General features: G+C 36.8%; 15 protein-coding genes. 6 read left to right on the top strand and 9 right to left on the bottom strand.

What is annotated here, in order from left to right:
- Positions 1-229: 229 nt before the first annotated feature.
- Complete coding sequence (locus K2F26_RS00795) at positions 230-973, bottom strand: 16S rRNA (uracil(1498)-N(3))-methyltransferase (RefSeq protein WP_220609980.1); 744 nt, start codon at positions 971-973, stop codon at positions 230-232.
- A gap of 113 nt (positions 974-1,086) precedes the next feature.
- Here K2F26_RS00795 and K2F26_RS00790 point away from each other — a divergent pair, with 113 nt between their 5' ends.
- The gene (locus K2F26_RS00790) at positions 1,087-1,803 is read left to right on the top strand and encodes a carbonic anhydrase (RefSeq protein WP_220609979.1); all 717 of its coding nucleotides are present in this window, start codon (positions 1,087-1,089) and stop codon (positions 1,801-1,803) included.
- Positions 1,804-1,939: 136 nt separating this feature from the next.
- Here K2F26_RS00790 and K2F26_RS00785 read toward each other — a convergent pair whose 3' ends face one another.
- A complete protein-coding gene (locus K2F26_RS00785; RefSeq protein WP_220609978.1) occupies positions 1,940-2,521 on the bottom strand; it encodes a thioredoxin family protein in 582 nt (193 codons plus the stop codon).
- A 140-nt stretch (positions 2,522-2,661) separates the two neighbouring features.
- Positions 2,662-2,877 carry a CAB/ELIP/HLIP family chlorophyll-binding protein gene (locus K2F26_RS00780; protein ID WP_220609977.1) on the bottom strand — a complete coding sequence of 72 codons (216 nt, stop codon included), beginning with the start codon at positions 2,875-2,877 and terminating at the stop codon, positions 2,662-2,664.
- 186 nt (positions 2,878-3,063) lie between these two features.
- Between K2F26_RS00780 and thyX the strand changes: the two genes are divergently transcribed.
- Complete coding sequence (thyX, locus tag K2F26_RS00775; protein ID WP_220609976.1) at positions 3,064-3,786, top strand: FAD-dependent thymidylate synthase; 723 nt, start codon at positions 3,064-3,066, stop codon at positions 3,784-3,786.
- 482 nt (positions 3,787-4,268) lie between these two features.
- Positions 4,269-5,618, top strand: coding sequence for a 3-phosphoshikimate 1-carboxyvinyltransferase (gene aroA, locus K2F26_RS00770; protein WP_220609975.1), 1,350 nt, complete (start codon positions 4,269-4,271; stop codon positions 5,616-5,618).
- A 90-nt stretch (positions 5,619-5,708) separates the two neighbouring features.
- Here the strand turns inward: aroA and K2F26_RS00765 are convergent, their stop codons facing one another.
- A complete protein-coding gene (locus K2F26_RS00765; protein ID WP_302850076.1) occupies positions 5,709-6,155 on the bottom strand; it encodes a restriction endonuclease in 447 nt (148 codons plus the stop codon).
- 85 nt (positions 6,156-6,240) lie between these two features.
- Between K2F26_RS00765 and K2F26_RS00760 the strand changes: the two genes are divergently transcribed.
- Positions 6,241-6,861, top strand: coding sequence for a hypothetical protein (locus K2F26_RS00760; protein ID WP_220609974.1), 621 nt, complete (start codon positions 6,241-6,243; stop codon positions 6,859-6,861).
- Between the two features lie 88 nt (positions 6,862-6,949).
- Here the strand turns inward: K2F26_RS00760 and aspS are convergent, their stop codons facing one another.
- The 3 genes from aspS to miaB all read right to left on the bottom strand — a co-directional run bounded on the left by aspS (position 6,950) and on the right by miaB (position 10,603).
- Positions 6,950-8,743 (bottom strand): aspartate--tRNA ligase, encoded by a 1,794-nt coding sequence (gene aspS / locus K2F26_RS00755; protein ID WP_220609973.1) that lies wholly within the window; start codon positions 8,741-8,743, stop codon positions 6,950-6,952.
- A 166-nt stretch (positions 8,744-8,909) separates the two neighbouring features.
- Positions 8,910-9,095, bottom strand: coding sequence for a ssr2422 family thylakoid membrane protein (locus K2F26_RS00750; RefSeq protein ID WP_194055722.1), 186 nt, complete (start codon positions 9,093-9,095; stop codon positions 8,910-8,912).
- Positions 9,096-9,238: 143 nt separating this feature from the next.
- On the bottom strand, positions 9,239-10,603 hold the full coding sequence (miaB, locus tag K2F26_RS00745) for a tRNA (N6-isopentenyl adenosine(37)-C2)-methylthiotransferase MiaB (RefSeq protein ID WP_220609972.1): 1,365 nt from the start codon (positions 10,601-10,603) through the stop codon (positions 9,239-9,241).
- A gap of 215 nt (positions 10,604-10,818) precedes the next feature.
- Here miaB and K2F26_RS00740 point away from each other — a divergent pair, with 215 nt between their 5' ends.
- Positions 10,819-11,358, top strand: a complete 540-nt coding sequence (locus K2F26_RS00740; RefSeq protein WP_220609971.1) for a nucleotidyltransferase family protein — start codon at positions 10,819-10,821, stop codon at positions 11,356-11,358.
- Positions 11,359-11,705: 347 nt separating this feature from the next.
- Here K2F26_RS00740 and K2F26_RS00735 read toward each other — a convergent pair whose 3' ends face one another.
- Both K2F26_RS00735 and K2F26_RS00730 read right to left on the bottom strand, forming a co-directional pair.
- Entirely contained in the window at positions 11,706-14,507 is a 2,802-nt protein-coding gene (locus K2F26_RS00735; RefSeq protein ID WP_220609970.1) for a tetratricopeptide repeat protein, read from the bottom strand.
- A 257-nt stretch (positions 14,508-14,764) separates the two neighbouring features.
- Positions 14,765-14,995, bottom strand: coding sequence for a hypothetical protein (locus K2F26_RS00730; RefSeq protein ID WP_220609969.1), 231 nt, complete (start codon positions 14,993-14,995; stop codon positions 14,765-14,767).
- Positions 14,996-15,079: 84 nt separating this feature from the next.
- On the opposite strand from K2F26_RS00730, the gene K2F26_RS00725 reads away from it, so the two are divergent.
- Positions 15,080-15,229, top strand: coding sequence for a hypothetical protein (locus K2F26_RS00725; protein ID WP_194055712.1), 150 nt, complete (start codon positions 15,080-15,082; stop codon positions 15,227-15,229).
- Positions 15,230-15,318 lie beyond the last annotated feature (89 nt).

The following is a 15,318-nucleotide window of genomic DNA, read 5'->3' as shown; positions in this document are numbered from 1 at the left end:
TTCTCACCCCTAGAAGTAAAGACGCAAACAGCGTTATCTTTATCTTGGTGCATGAGATATATCATTTATACCCACTATACTCACATTCAGCAAATTACATTCACTTCTGAATAATTATCACAAAAGACATATCCAGTAATTAGGGTTTGCATAACCAGAAACCCGTTCTAGGGACAATTCATGAATTGTCCCTACCATTATTTTCACCAGATGTCTAAAGTATTGCGGTTTATGCTTCACAAGCAGCGGCAATCAAGGATAATGCTACAATTGGGGCAGTGACAGCGCGGAGAATGCGACAACCCAGGGCAACAGGCTGAAATTTGGCTTTTATAGCCATTTCAATTTCCTTATCTGTCCATCCTCCTTCTGGTCCTGTGGCAATGACAATTTCACCTATATTTTCACCTATATTTTCACCTACAATTTCACCAGAGAGGTTATTTAGGACTTTTATTAAATGTGGATAATTTCCCCGCGCTTCACAAATATAACGCTTATAACGCTGATTTGCTGCACGTTCATTTAAAGCAGTGCTAAAAGCTACAGGTTCTAAAATGATAGGGACAAAAGCACGCTCTGACTGTTCCGCAGCTTCAGCAGCTATGCGCTGCCAACGTTCTAATTTTTGGGGACTGGGATTTAATAAGGTGCGATCGCTCAAAACTGGTACAATACAAGTTACACCTAACTCCGTACAACAACGGACAACATCATCAAAACCATTTCCTTTTGGTAAAGCTACCATCAAAGTAATAGATACAGGTAACTCGGTTTTCACTTCCAGTAATTCTAAAATCTCTCCTGTTTCTCCTGTTAACTGGGTTAACCACCATTTACCCATACCATCCATTGCGATAAATTTATCCCCATCTTGTAATCGCAAAACTCGCAATAAATAATGTTGTTGTTGGGGTGTTAATAAAATTTTTGTCTCTTGAAGTTGGGAAATTTGAATTGTGATCCTTTGCATTTTTAATTATATTTTATTGAGGTATAGATTTGAGTAGGATGAAACTAATCTGGAAAATAAAAAACCTTTTGTTTCTAAATCTTATAGTAATTGTAGTATTTTTAATAGGGTTAATGGCTGTATTTCCTAAACCAGTCATAGCTGAGGAAAATACACCAGAATGGAGCTATGCAGGTGCAGCAAATCCTACTCATTGGGGAGAAATCAGTCCTGATTTTGCGCTTTGTGAACTAGGGAAAAATCAATCTCCTATCAATATAAATAATGCAGTAGAAGCAACTCCTGTACAAATAGAGTTTAACTATCAACCCACACCTTTATTAGTTGTTAATAATGGTTATACTGTCCAAGTCAATTACCTCCCAGGTAGCACTATGAAAATTAACGATGAGGAATATGAACTCATCCAGTTTCATTTTCATATACCCAGTGAACATACTATTAATAATAAAGCATCTGCTCTGGAAATGCACTTAGTACATCGCAATGCTAAAAACCAATTAGCAGTTGTGGGAGTGATGATGAATAAAGGTTCAGCTAATCCCTTCATCGATCAGATTTGGCAGCATATTCCCGCAGTAGGAAAAATCAATGACATTGAAAATTATACGATTAACGCTGCTAATTTACTACCTAAAAATAAAGCTTTTTTCAGTTATATCGGTTCACTAACTACACCACCATGCAGCGAAAATGTAAAATGGAATGTACTGACACAAGCAACTCAAGTTTCTGAAAAACAAATTGCAGCTTTCCAAAAGTTATATCAAGTAAATGCTCGTCCAGTACAACCAATAAACACTAGAAAAATAGAATTTCACCCCTCATAGGTTAATTTTTATTTGTTGATTTTATTTGTGGATTTTTAGGGTTAATAATTCAGGAGTCAGGCGGGAAATTCCCACCTGTTCAGAAATCAGAATGTGTGAGTAATGTGTGAGTAATCTGGAGATGATTAAAATTTTCTTAACCAAAGTAATTAGGTTCGTTCCCCAGTTTCCATTTAATATTACAACCCACACTGGGAATTTGTTCACTGGTGACAGCTTGATCAGCTAAAACGGCTTCAATTGCTGCCCGTAAATCTGCACCTGTTACTGGTTTATTATTACTAGGACGACTATCATCTAATTGTCCGCGATAAACTAATTTTCTTTCTTGATCAAATAGGAAAAAATCCGGTGTGCAAGCTGCTGTGTAAGCTTTTGCTGTTTCCTGGGTTTCGTCGTAGCACAAAGGAAACTTAAATCCCAACTCTGTGGACATTTCTTTTAATGATTCAGGTGCATCATTTGGGTAGTTTTGAGCATCGTTAGCACTAATAGCAACTATTCCCAAATCACTATTCAAGTAATCTTTTCCTAAATTGGCTAATTCTTGTTGGATATGCTTCACAAATGGACAATGCCGACAAATAAACATCACTAATAATGCTTTTTTATCGGCAAAATTAGCCAGTGAAATATTTTCTCCAGATACTACTTCTGGTAGATGAAATTCTGGTGCTTTAGTACCTAGCGGTAACATTGTTGAAGCAGTTAAAACCATAGATTCCCCTTTGTTTAATGCTGACAACATACCATAAATTTTTTGCCCACATTCCCAAATTAAAAAGACGAGAATTTTCCCGTCTCTCTAGTTTATCAATTGTTATGTAAGCTGTTATGTAAGCAGATTTTAATTATTTTCTACAGGCTTTTTAAAATTCCGATCACACCGTGTCCTGTGAATACTTCTAAGGCTATCAGAGAAATGAAACCAATCATAGCTAAACGACCATTGAGTAATTCTGCATAAGGTGTAAAACCTGTGCGATCGCCTTGTTCGTCTATATATACTTTTGGTTCAACTGCAAAGTTATTCATTTTGCCTTGATCATCAACCATAGAACCGTTTGTAGCCATTATGTTATCTCCTTAACTTTTCTCTATATTAAGAACTGTAACAGATAAATTAATTTTTGTAAAGTATCTGAATATCTGGGATATATGTATGATCATCCAGAGAGTTTGATTTCTCTCCCTTCTCATCAATCAACTTGCTAACTGGTTAATTGCTATCTTTATTAAAAACCTTAATTTTGAGTAGTTATGGATAAATTTAGAGTAGAAGTTATTGCCAAAACACCAAACCCCCAACAAGTCATTTATGCTGCGATGCACCAAGACTATACAGACGGGTTTGTATATGATCAGCGAGACAAATGGCCTACCGAGTCCAAATGTGGTGAAATCATTGTTAAGCAACTCCTAGCAGGAGAAAGAGGACATTACGGACCATTAGAACATCCGCAAATAGTCTTTAACTGTGGTTTCTTTCCCCATAGCGTCATGCAGCAAGCACGCACCCACAGGGTAGGTGTATCGTTTGATGTGCAATCTTTTAGGTACACAGGAAACCAGTTTATTGAAGTGGTGGAAGGTAAAAAAGATATAGAAGATGTTTTTTACTTACGTCCTGTGGGATATTACACCGATAGACAAGGTAAGAAATATTATTATTCACCCGAAAAAAGAGCAGCAGATTTACAATGGTGTTTAGAAGCTGCCAAACAATACAAAATTGATTTTGAAGCGGGAATGTCGGAAGAACATATCAGGGGTAAAATGCCCTTTGATTATCGTCAGCATTTTGTTGTCAGTTTTAATGTTAGGTCTTTCTTACACTTTTGTGATTTGAGAAATAAGAGAGATGCACAATTAGAAATTCAAAAGTTATGTGAATTAATGTGGCCTCATTTTGAAGAATGGATTCCTGCAATAGCTGAATGGTACAAAAAATCTCGCTTGGGTAAAGGCAGATTAGCACCTTAAAATCAAAGATGGATAGATACCCGATTTCTTCAAGAATTCGGGTATCTGATTATTTACTTTTTCTGTTCGTTACAATAGACTTCTTTTTTCAGGCTGAACTCTTTAAGTAATATTACTTTAGTCTTGTATTAAATTGCTAATTACTACTTAATATTTATTTAGCGATCGCTCTTCCGGTGGGGTCATCCCACAAAATCGCATTGCTCCCTCTACTAATTTGTTAATCTACACAAATCAAGATGCAAACGGCTAGGATGGAAAGCTAAAACCCGAAAACAATGTTTTTTCTGGCTATCATCAGTCTGTGTATCAAGGTTGTGAATATTTTTGTCAAGATTTAAAAAAATGCTAGTCTAAACTGGGGCTGATTGGAGTGGGTTGCGGACTATGAAAAGCGGTAGGATAGTAGGGAGGAATGAAGCAGTGGCAGCATCTGAAGTCACTGCCAGATTTCCGGCCTATTCAAAAGCTAGTGTATCATAATGTCGGCTGCTATTATAACTTTAAAAACTCAAGAAAACGCTTCTCAAAACTTAATTATTCAGCGTCCTCCCTCTGGACTGTCTCTACAAGGTCGTATCAGTATTCCTGGTGATAAATCTATTTCCCATCGGGCTTTGATGTTAGGTGCGATCGCGGAAGGTGAAACTGAGATTCAAGGACTGCTGTTAGGTGAAGATCCCCGTAGCACTGCTCACTGTTTCCGGGCGCTTGGTGCGGAAATTTCCGAATTAAATACAGAGTTGGTGCGGGTTAAAGGTATTGGTTTGGGTAATTTTCAAGAACCTGTAGATGTGTTGAACGCGGGTAACTCTGGTACAACTATCCGGTTAATGTTGGGGTTGTTAGCTTCCCATCCAGGGCGGTTTTTTACGGTGACAGGTGATGACTCGTTGCGATCGCGTCCTATGTCCCGTGTTGTCAAACCTTTACAACAAATGGCTGCTGAAATTTGGGGACGCAAGGGTAATACTTTAGCACCTTTAGCAGTTCAAGGACAAGCACTCAAACCGATTCATTATCATTCACCCATCGCCTCAGCACAAGTCAAGTCTTGTATTTTACTTGCAGGTTTGAACACCGAAGGAAAAACTACCGTCACCGAACCCGCTTTATCACGGGATCACAGTGAACGGATGTTAAAGGCGTTTGGGGCAGAATTAAGTATAGACCCGGAAACCAACAGCGTGACTGTGACAGGTAATGCCAAATTATACGGTCAAAAAGTTGTTGTTCCTGGTGATATTAGTTCTGCGGCCTTTTGGTTAGTTGCGGGTTCTATTGTTCCCGGTTCTGAGTTAGTGGTGGAAAATGTTGGTGTTAACCCCACCCGCACGGGAATTTTAGAAGCTTTGGCAATGATGGGTGCAGATATCCAGCTAGAAAATCAACGGGAAGTTGCAGGAGAACCGGTTGCAGATGTGCGGGTGCGTTCTAGTCAGTTAAAAAGCTGTACTATTGCTGGGGATATTATACCGAGATTAATTGATGAAATTCCCATTTTAGCAGTAGCTGCCACCTTTGCGGAAGGGACAACCATTATTAGAGATGCGGCAGAATTGCGAGTTAAAGAGAGCGATCGCATTACCGTAATGGCGCAACAATTAAATAAAATGGGCGGTAAAATTACAGAATTACCTGATGGGATGGAAATTACTGGTGGTAATGCTTTGGTGGGTGCAGAGGTAGATAGTCATACAGATCATAGAATCGGAATGAGTTTAGCGATCGCTGCTCTGAATGCTAGTGGAACTACGACTATTCACCGTGCTGAAGCTGCGGCTATTTCTTATCCTAATTTCACTAATACTTTGGTAGAAGTTTGTCGGTAAAGGTGACAGGGGATTTTCGATTTTCCCCTGTTTTTTAGCATAGCTCACGCAGAGACGCAGAGGCGCAGAGAGGAAGATTGAGGTTTTTGATTACTCGTCTGTAAAATAGTCTGAATCTATTTTTTTAATCTCGTAAATAGAGACAGTTGATACACCCACATGATTATCAATCATTAATTGAGCTAATTCTTGTCCATCTATTAAAACAATCTTACTATCTATTATAGATACATATTCTCTAGCATCTTGAGAGAATTTAGAAGTGGTGATAAAAACACCTTTTCTTGCTCTTTGTCCATGTAAAGCACCGACAAATTTTTGAATTTCCGGTCTACCAACAACTGTATTATCCCATTTTTTAGCTTGAATGTAAACAATATCTAAACCTAATTTATCTTCTTTAATTATTCCATCAATTCCCCCATCTCCAGCTTTACCAATTGCTCTCCCTGCATCACGTCTTGAACCACCATAACCCATTTTCACCAATAAATCTACTACCAACCTTTCAAAAAAGTCAGGTGAACAACTTTTTATCCTCTCCTCTGCGCCTCTGCGTCTCTGCGTGAAATAAAATCTATAATATAGACAATAAAAAACCTACAATATAACTTACAACCTTATGACTACCCCCCATCGTCCGCAAATTCTCAAACCCAGTGAAACCTACACCTTTCGTAAATACTTTGATTTAAGATTTGCACCTGCGGATATTTTACAAGAACTAGGAGCAACCTTAATCAAAAGTAATATTAATTTTCCAACAACTAACAATCAAATTACTAGATTAAATGACTTAAAAGAAAGATTAGAAGAAGCAATTCAAAGAGTAAGTTTAACTAGCGAAGCAGCACGGAGAGAAGTATTAATTGCTCCTATTTTATTAGAAATTGCCCACATTACCCAAGCAACAATTAATATTGAATATCCCATTGAAATCAACCAATTTTTACGAGGTGACTTAGATTATTACTTGCAAACTCAACATCAAATATTAGTTGTAGAAGCAAAACAAGCAGATTTAACACGCGGTTTTACTCAACTTGCAGTAGAATTAATTGCTGTAAATGAATGGATATCAGGAAACGAACCAATATTATATGGTGCTGTAACCACAGGAGATATATGGCAATTTGGCAGTTTTCAACGTGATGAAAGAATCATAACTCAAGACTTAATGTTATATCGAGTTCCTACGGATTTAGAGATATTAATGAAAATTTTAGTAGGGATTTTAAATTAAAATTAATCAAAATATCCAGATACCCGACTTCTTAATTTAATCATCTTCATCAAATATGATTTATTTACAGAAGTCGGGGATCTTAAAATTACTCTTTCACTTTGGGTTTCACCGTCGAAGCAACATGAAGTTCTTTCAACTGTTTCCCATCCACTCCAGAAGGTGCATCTGTTAATAAACAGCGTGCTTGTTGTGTCTTGGGGAAAGCAATTACATCACGAATTGATTCTTCTCCAGCTAACAACATTACCAAGCGATCTAAACCATAGGCAATACCACCATGAGGAGGTGTCCCATATTCAAAAGCTTCTAATAAAAAGCCGAATTTATTTTGTGCTTCTTCGGTAGATAAACCAATAGTTTCAAATACCTGTGATTGCACTTCTCTTTGATAAATTCGCAGACTGCCACCACCGACTTCAAAACCATTTAAAACTAAGTCGTAAGCTTGAGCGCGGGCGGTTTTCAAGTCATGTAAATCATCGGGATGGGGTGCGGTAAATGGGTGATGTAATGCTTCTAATCTTTTCTCATCTGCATTCCATTCAAACATTGGGAAATCTGTGATCCACAGGAAGTTATTTTTCCCTTCTGGAATTAAATTAAATTCCCTAGCAACAAACTGACGCAACCTATCCAATGTTTTATTTACTGTTCCTGTATCAGCAGCAGCAAATAATAATAAATGACCATCTTTTGCACCAGTTCTAGTTAAAATTTCCTGTTTTTGTTCCGGTGTCAAATTATCTTTAATCGCGCCAATGGTGTCAATTTCTCCATTATCCCGCACGCGAATATAAGCTAAACCTTTAGCTCCTGCTTCTGTTGCTTCTTTGAAAATATCTCCACCGGGTTTAATGCGAACATTGGAAATAGCATCATTACCGTTAGGAATGGGGAGAATTTTCACAATTCCACCTTTAGAAATGGCATCTTTAAAAACTTTAAAACCCGAATCTTTTAAAACATCGGAAACATCAACTAATTCTAAACCATAGCGGGTATCTGGTTTATCACTGCCATATTTATTCATCGCATCTTTATAAGTTAGACGCGGAAAAGGACGGGGTAAGTCAATATTTTTGACTATTTTGAAAATATGACAAACTAAATTTTCGTTGAGTTCAATTATTTCCTCTTGTGACATGAAACTCATTTCCATGTCTAACTGGGTAAACTCTGGTTGTCTGTCTGCGCGCAAGTCTTCATCACGGAAACATCTCGCAATTTGATAGTATCTATCCATCCCGGATACCATCAATATTTGTTTGAATAGTTGCGGTGACTGAGGTAAAGCGAACCATTCCCCTTCATTAACGCGACTGGGAAGAATATAATCTCTTGCACCTTCGGGAGTGGAACGGGTAAGTACAGGGGTTTCTATTTCTATGAAACCTTCGTTATCTTCTAAATAACGCCGCATTGCTTTAACAACTTGGTGACGCAGTTGCATATTTTGCGCCATGCGATCGCGTCGTAAGTCTAAATAACGATATTTTAAGCGCAAGTCTTCCCGCACGTTTTCCGTGTCTGCGGTGGAAACCTGAAAAGGTAACTGTTTACGAACAGCGTTGAGGATGTGAATTTTATCAGCGTAAATTTCTACTTCACCGGTCGGGATGCGGGGATTAAGTGATTCTGCGGGGCGTTGGGTAACTCTACCAGTGATTTCTACAACGTATTCATTACGTATGGTGTTAGCCAGTTCGTAGGAGTCTGGGGTGCGTTGGGGATCGCTAACAATTTGCACAATACCAGAGCGATCGCGTAAATCCAAGAATATCACACCCCCATGATCGCGGCGACGGTCTACCCAACCGTATAATGTTACAGTTTCTCCAATATGCTCTTGTCGGAGTTCGCCGCAATAGTGAGTTCGCATAATGATTATTACTTCTTTTCCGGGCTGTTAGTAAATGTTAAGGCTTTCCTATTATCTAGCATTAACAGTCATTGTATTCATTTCTGGTGAAGAAAAAACGGCAAAAATAGCAAACTGGTTATTTGAGGTAAGGATTGATCATGTCCGAACTATTATGGTTACAGCTTTACCTCTTAAAAACTGACGACACCACCGTAATTATCGTAGCGCTGGCAATCAAACCGAAAGCCAAATTAACCAGTGACTGCGTAGCTTGCCTGTATACCTCAAATTTCTCATTTGATTTTGCCACATCAGTTTTTAATTCTTCGAGTGAATTTAAGATTTTTTGTTGAAACTCTTCTTGTGACATTTTATTTATCTCCTTCTTAGTATGTAGGTTGGGTTGAGGAACGAAACCCAACATTTACAAGGTTTGGTTGGGTTTCACTTTGTTCAACCCAACCTACGAAAATCTAAACCCTTACTGTTACCTGTTACCTGTCACCTGTCACCTCAAACAGCTACCGCTTCCCGCACCTCTACAGGTTCACCACTTAAACTAAAAGCGCGAACTTCGGTAATTTTTACCTTGACTATTTTTCCTTTCAGTTCTTTGATATCTCCTGTAAAGAAAGTCAGCCGGTTTCCTCCTGTTCTTCCCATCACCTGAGTTGGATCTTTGCTGTTTTGATCTTCAACTAAGACTTCTTCAATTCTGCCAAAGTAACGCTGCGATCGCTCGGCTGCTTTAATCGCCACTAAATGATTTAATCTTTGTAGGCGATCGCTCTTCACTTCCTCGCTTAACTGATTATCCCACAACGCCGCAGGTGTTCCCGGTCGTGGCGAATAAGCAGCAGTATTCAACAAATCAAAACCAATATCATCTACTAATTTCAGGGTATTTTCAAACTGTTCCTCTGTCTCCCCAGGAAAACCCACAATAGCATCCGCACTAATAGACGCATCTGGCATATATTTACGGATGGTATCAATAATCCTTCTGTATTTCTCCTGAGTATAACCCCGTGACATTGCTTTCAACACTTCATTATCCCCAGACTGGAAAGGAATGTGGAAATGTTCGCAAACCTTGGGTAATTCCGCACAGGCTTTAATTAACCTTTCCGTAAAATAACGGGGATGACTGGTAGCAAATCTGATTCTTTCAATTCCCGGCACATCATGGACAAAATACAGTAAATCTGTCAAAGTGTGCAAATGCCGACCTTCAGGAGTTGAACCGGGTAAATCTCGCCCATAAGCGTCAATATTTTGACCTAAAAGGGTAATTTCTTTGTAACCTTGTTTTCCTAAAGTTTCAATTTCCGCACGGATAGCTTCTGGTGTGCGAGACTGTTCCACACCCCGCACATTAGGAACTACACAATAAGTACAACGTTCATTACAACCATAAATCACATTTACCCAAGCAGTCACTTTACTATCTCGCCTTGGTTGGGTAATATCCTCTAAAATATGTACTTCTTCCGTAGCCACAACTTGATTACCTTCAAAAACCGACTCTAGCAAATCTTTAAGACGGTTAGCGTGTTGGGGTCCCATTACTAAATCTAACTCAGGAACACGACGCAGTAAAGACTCACCTTCCTGTTGTGCTACACACCCAGCAACTACCAAAGTTAAATCAGGTTCTTTATGTTTGCGTTTTGCTTGTCTACCCAAATAAGAATAAACTTTTTGTTCTGCATTATCTCTAATCGTGCAAGTATTATAAAGAATCACATTAGCATCATTAGGATCTTCTGACCATTCAAAGCCCATGTCTTCTAGGATGCCAGCCATGCGCTCTGAATCGGCCTTATTCATTTGGCAGCCAAAAGTAGTAATGTGATAACGACGGGAAGAAGTGGTCATGGGAAATTACGCTTAATAAATATCATGTATTTTAAGTCTATTCACCATTTTATCAAAAGCCGTAGCCTTTGTAGGTTATAAAACTCTGCGTTATTTATTTCTCTGAGTTCTCTGCTTCATTTCTGAACTCTAGTCATCCAAAGCATTTTATCATACTTGTTATGATACTTGTCAATAAATGACTTTATCTGTATTTTCAAGTTGTGCAATAAACCATGAGTGATTCTACAAACTTAAAAACTATTCTCTCCGATTCCGTAATTGCAGATGTACTACCACACATTGCTCAACTCAACTTACTCAACTGGTGGTTAGCAGGGGGAGCAGTACGCAATACCGTATGGTCTAACCTATTTGGTGAAAAATGTCAATTATTCATCAAAGATTTTGATATTGCTTTTTTTGATTTACAGGGAACACGAGAACAAGAACAACAAGCAAAATCAATTCTCACTACACAATTTCCTCAGTATGAATTTGATGTTAAAAATCAAGCTAGTTTTGGTAGATGGCGGACAGGTAGAACTATATATTACAGTACAGAAGATGGAATTAAAGATTGGTTACACACTGCAACCGCTGTTGGTGTGCGGATGGATCAAAAAGGAGAATGGCAATTTTTCACACCCTATGGTTTAGATGATTTATTTAGTGGTATTATTAAACCAACGCTCACACATATTAATAATGTGAATGCTAAAAATAAAGCATCTGAATTTATGCAAAAGTGTCCTTGTCTGCGGTTGTCTGTATAGTCTAAATTTCTAGTTAAAAATTCAAAATCAATTCAAAAAACTGTTTCATATCATATAACCTGAATATTGGTCAATATTTACTAGGGTAGATTTTGACTATTTCTCTAGATAGATGAGGTATGGGAGAAATAAGTTATATCTTCAATCAAGAGGTATTGATAGGATTTCCTAGAAAGGAAACTACGTTGTTGTTAAGGCTTTTCCTTGCACAATTGCAGCTTACCTATTGTTCAATTTCTCTGCTCCATCCCCCTCTCCTTGCAAGAGACATTAATGACTTCAAATTACCCCTTTATAGCTTCTAATTTGTGTAGAAACTATGCAGGGGTATTTTTAATTTCTCATGACTAAATCTGAATTAATTGTTGGAAGCTTTGCTCTTTATTAATATCATCAAAATCTATATCTGTAGCTGCATCTTCCTTATAACTAGGTTTAAGTTCAATTGCTTTTTGCAAATTCTCTACTGCTAGTTCCACTTCTCTTTGTAGTGCATAACAAGCAGCTTTATTATAGTAAGCACTTGCATAGTCTGGTTTAATTTCTAGTGCTTTATCGAAATTAGTAATTGCTTCGTCATCTCTGCCTAATCTTACCAAGGTGTAACCACGTTTATCCCAAATTTTCGGGGAGTTGGGTTGAAATTTTAAAGCTTGATCAAAAGAAGCGATCGCATCTTCATAACGTTCCAATTCTACTAAAGATAAACCACGATTTAACCAAGCTACACTATCATTTGGTTTTATCTGAGTAGCTTTATCAAAACAATTGAATGCTTCTTTGTGTTTACCTAAATTACCACAAGCTACACCAATATCACACCAAGCTTGATGATATTCAGGGTTAATTTTAATAGCTTTATTGTAAGACAATATCGCATCTTTGTATCTTTTTAAACGACTAAGAATTAAACCCCGTTTTAACCAAACTTCTGCATTATCAGGTTGAATGTTAACGATTTGTTCATAAATTGCTAAAGCATCCTCATAACGTTTTTCTGTAAACAGCGTTTCCGCTTCTTTGATATAATCATCAACAGCAACTTCTGGTTGTGTGGTTTCTGGTATCGTTTGTGGTATTGTTTCGGTTGCGGGTTCTTGTACTTGTATATTTACTTGTGTATTTTCAGGTTCAGCTATAAATTGAGGTTGAATAGTTGCTAACTCTTGTAAAATAGACTCTTTCCGAGTTTGAGCATCTAACTGTAATTCTGCAAGTTGTTTAACAAATTCAGCTTCTAATTTTTCTAACTGTTCTAACTTCTCCAAAATGCTCAACTTCTGTTGTTCAAAATTACTTTGAATATCAACAAATTGAGAAATAAACTCATCACCAGACTTTGCTAAATTCTCAACAATTTGCTGTTGACGTACTTCCGCGACATTTTGTAAAACCTTAATTTGGTTGATAGATTCAGATTCTAACTTTTGCAAATTGTGTAAAATCTGCGATTTTTGTTTTTGAATATCAGTTTGAATATCAGCAAACTGAGAAATAAACTCATCACCTGATTTTTGCAATTTCTCAACTATTTGCTGTTGACGCACTTCCGCAACATTAGGTAAAATCCTGAGTTGATCCATAGACTCAAATTCTAACTTTTGCAAATTCTGTAAAATCTGTGATTTCTGATGTTGAATATCAGTTTGAATATCAGCAAACTGAGAAATAAACTCATCACCAGAATTTTCTAAATTCTCAACAATTTGTTGTTGACGCACTTCCGCAACATTTTGTAATTCTCTAATTTGTTGAAGAGATGCAGATTCTAGATTTTGTAAATTCTGTAAAATTTGTGATTTCTGTTGTTGAATATCAGTTTGAATATCAGCGAACTGAGAAATAAACTCATCACCTGATTTTTCTAAATTATCAACAATTTGCTGTTGACGAACTTCAGCGACATTTTGTAATTCTCTAATTTGTTGAAGAGATGCAGATTCTAGATTTTGTAAATTCTGTAAAATCTGTGATTTCTGTTGTTGAATATCTTTCTGTATATCACTATGAACATCAGACAACTGAGAGATCAACTCATTACCTGATTTTGCTAAATTATCAATAATTTCCTGTTGACGAACTTGAGCAGAATTTTGTAATAATGATAGTTGTTGAGAAAACTCAAGCTGTAATTTATTTAAATTATCAAATAAACTACCTTGTTGGTTTTCAGCATCAATTTGTAATTCAGAAAGTTGGGATTTAAACAGATTATTTAATTTTTCTAAATTCTCAATAAAAATATCTGTTTGATGTTGAGCATCTGACTGAAAGTGAAATAACTGATCAGTAAAATCTGAGCGTGATTGTGATATACTTTCAAAAGTATCTTCTTTTTGTTGTAAAGTTGCCGATTCTAAACCATGAAGTTGAGATATTAATTGAGAACGAGTTGTTTCAATATCATTAATAGCAGCATCTTTTTGATTTTCTACTGCTGACTTCATTTGCTTATATTGAGAAACTAACTCAGCTTCTAATTTTCTGACATTTTCAATGGTGATTTTTTGTTGTTGAGCAGATAAAGTAACTTGTTCTAATTGAGTATTTAACCTAAATTCCAAATCACTAATATTTGCTTGAGCAGATGTAACTTCTCTTTCTAAAGCTGTGAGAAATTCCTGTTTTGATTTAGGTAAATCTGATAAAAGAATAGATAAATTTTCTTCTTCACCTTTAATTGCGGTTTTCAGTTTATTAACTTCCCGTGCTAATTCTTGAGTGAGATTTTGAGAATTTTTAATTAAATTTTCCGCATCTTGATTAACAGTAATTAATTGAGTTTGCAGCTTTTCAATTCCTTGTATTTGCTGCATTGAACGGTCAACAATATCCTTAATTATAGCTTTTCTTAATAACCATAATGTAGCAATTAAAACCACAGGAAATAAACTTAAAACAGTCAACCAAATATTAAGCAGGGTATTCGTGCGAGTAAAAGCACGCTCAAAGTCTGACTGTACTTGCTTTTGAATGCGGGTTTCCTGTCGTAGTCGGTTTAATTCTTCCCGTTCCTGATTGGATAATACCTGAGCAGTAGCGGAAAGTTGCAGTTTTCCACCCAGAAAACCTGTAGATAACAGTAACGGTGATAATAAAATGGCGATTTTTAAAGCTGATTTTGCAAAAATGGGTTTTTTGCTGTTCATGGCACTTTCCCTATCTGTAAGGTTGTTTTTTGCGGTGGTATGTCTATGATAGATTATCAATCTGGAGTGACTGGTTTTCGCAGTGGTTGTTTGATATTAGCAGATTAGGGGAAAGCAAGGTATCTATCAATCAGCTTGGTGTTTGATGGAAGTGTATAAAAAGTGTATAAAAGTATAAAAATTGTGATTATAGTTGATTAATAAATATTTGAGGTGTGATAATTTTTATATTCATAGTATCTATGAGAAACCTGGAGTTATTCGTCATTTAGTAAATCCTCTAAAATTTCAGAAGTTAATCCCCTCGCTTCTGCTTTTGTGCCGATTTCATCCATTAATTGACTCAGAGACATAGGAGGTTTATCTAATAATTCTCTCATGCGTAAGGCTAAGAGAAATTGAATCTTTTTTTGTTCTTCTTCAGAGGATTTTGTGTAAGCCTGTGCTATGGCAGCATCTACAGGAATAGAAATTGTGGTGTTTTCCATGTTGATCATGCAGTTTGGTTTACATTTCTGCTATCTTACTTTACCATAATTATGTCACACCAGTAATATCATCAGGATAGAAATATGAAAAAATCAAAGCAGGAACTTCTGGAAGCTAAAGGTTGGAAAGTGGGAACAGTTGCAGAATTTTTAGAACTAACTCCAGAGGAAGCAGCGTTAGTAGAAGTTAAATTAGCAGTTATTTGCAGTAACAAGACAAGGGAAAAATCTTAGTTTTATTTTCAGAGCATCACTTTTTTCTAATACCACTTTTTTCAACTAATTCTGGAATAATGACTCGGATATCTTGAGCGAATTGATCA

This window comes from Sphaerospermopsis torques-reginae ITEP-024 (genome assembly GCF_019598945.1).
GTDB lineage: Bacteria > Cyanobacteriota > Cyanobacteriia > Cyanobacteriales > Nostocaceae > Sphaerospermopsis.
This window is presented reverse-complemented; position numbering and strand designations above follow the sequence as displayed.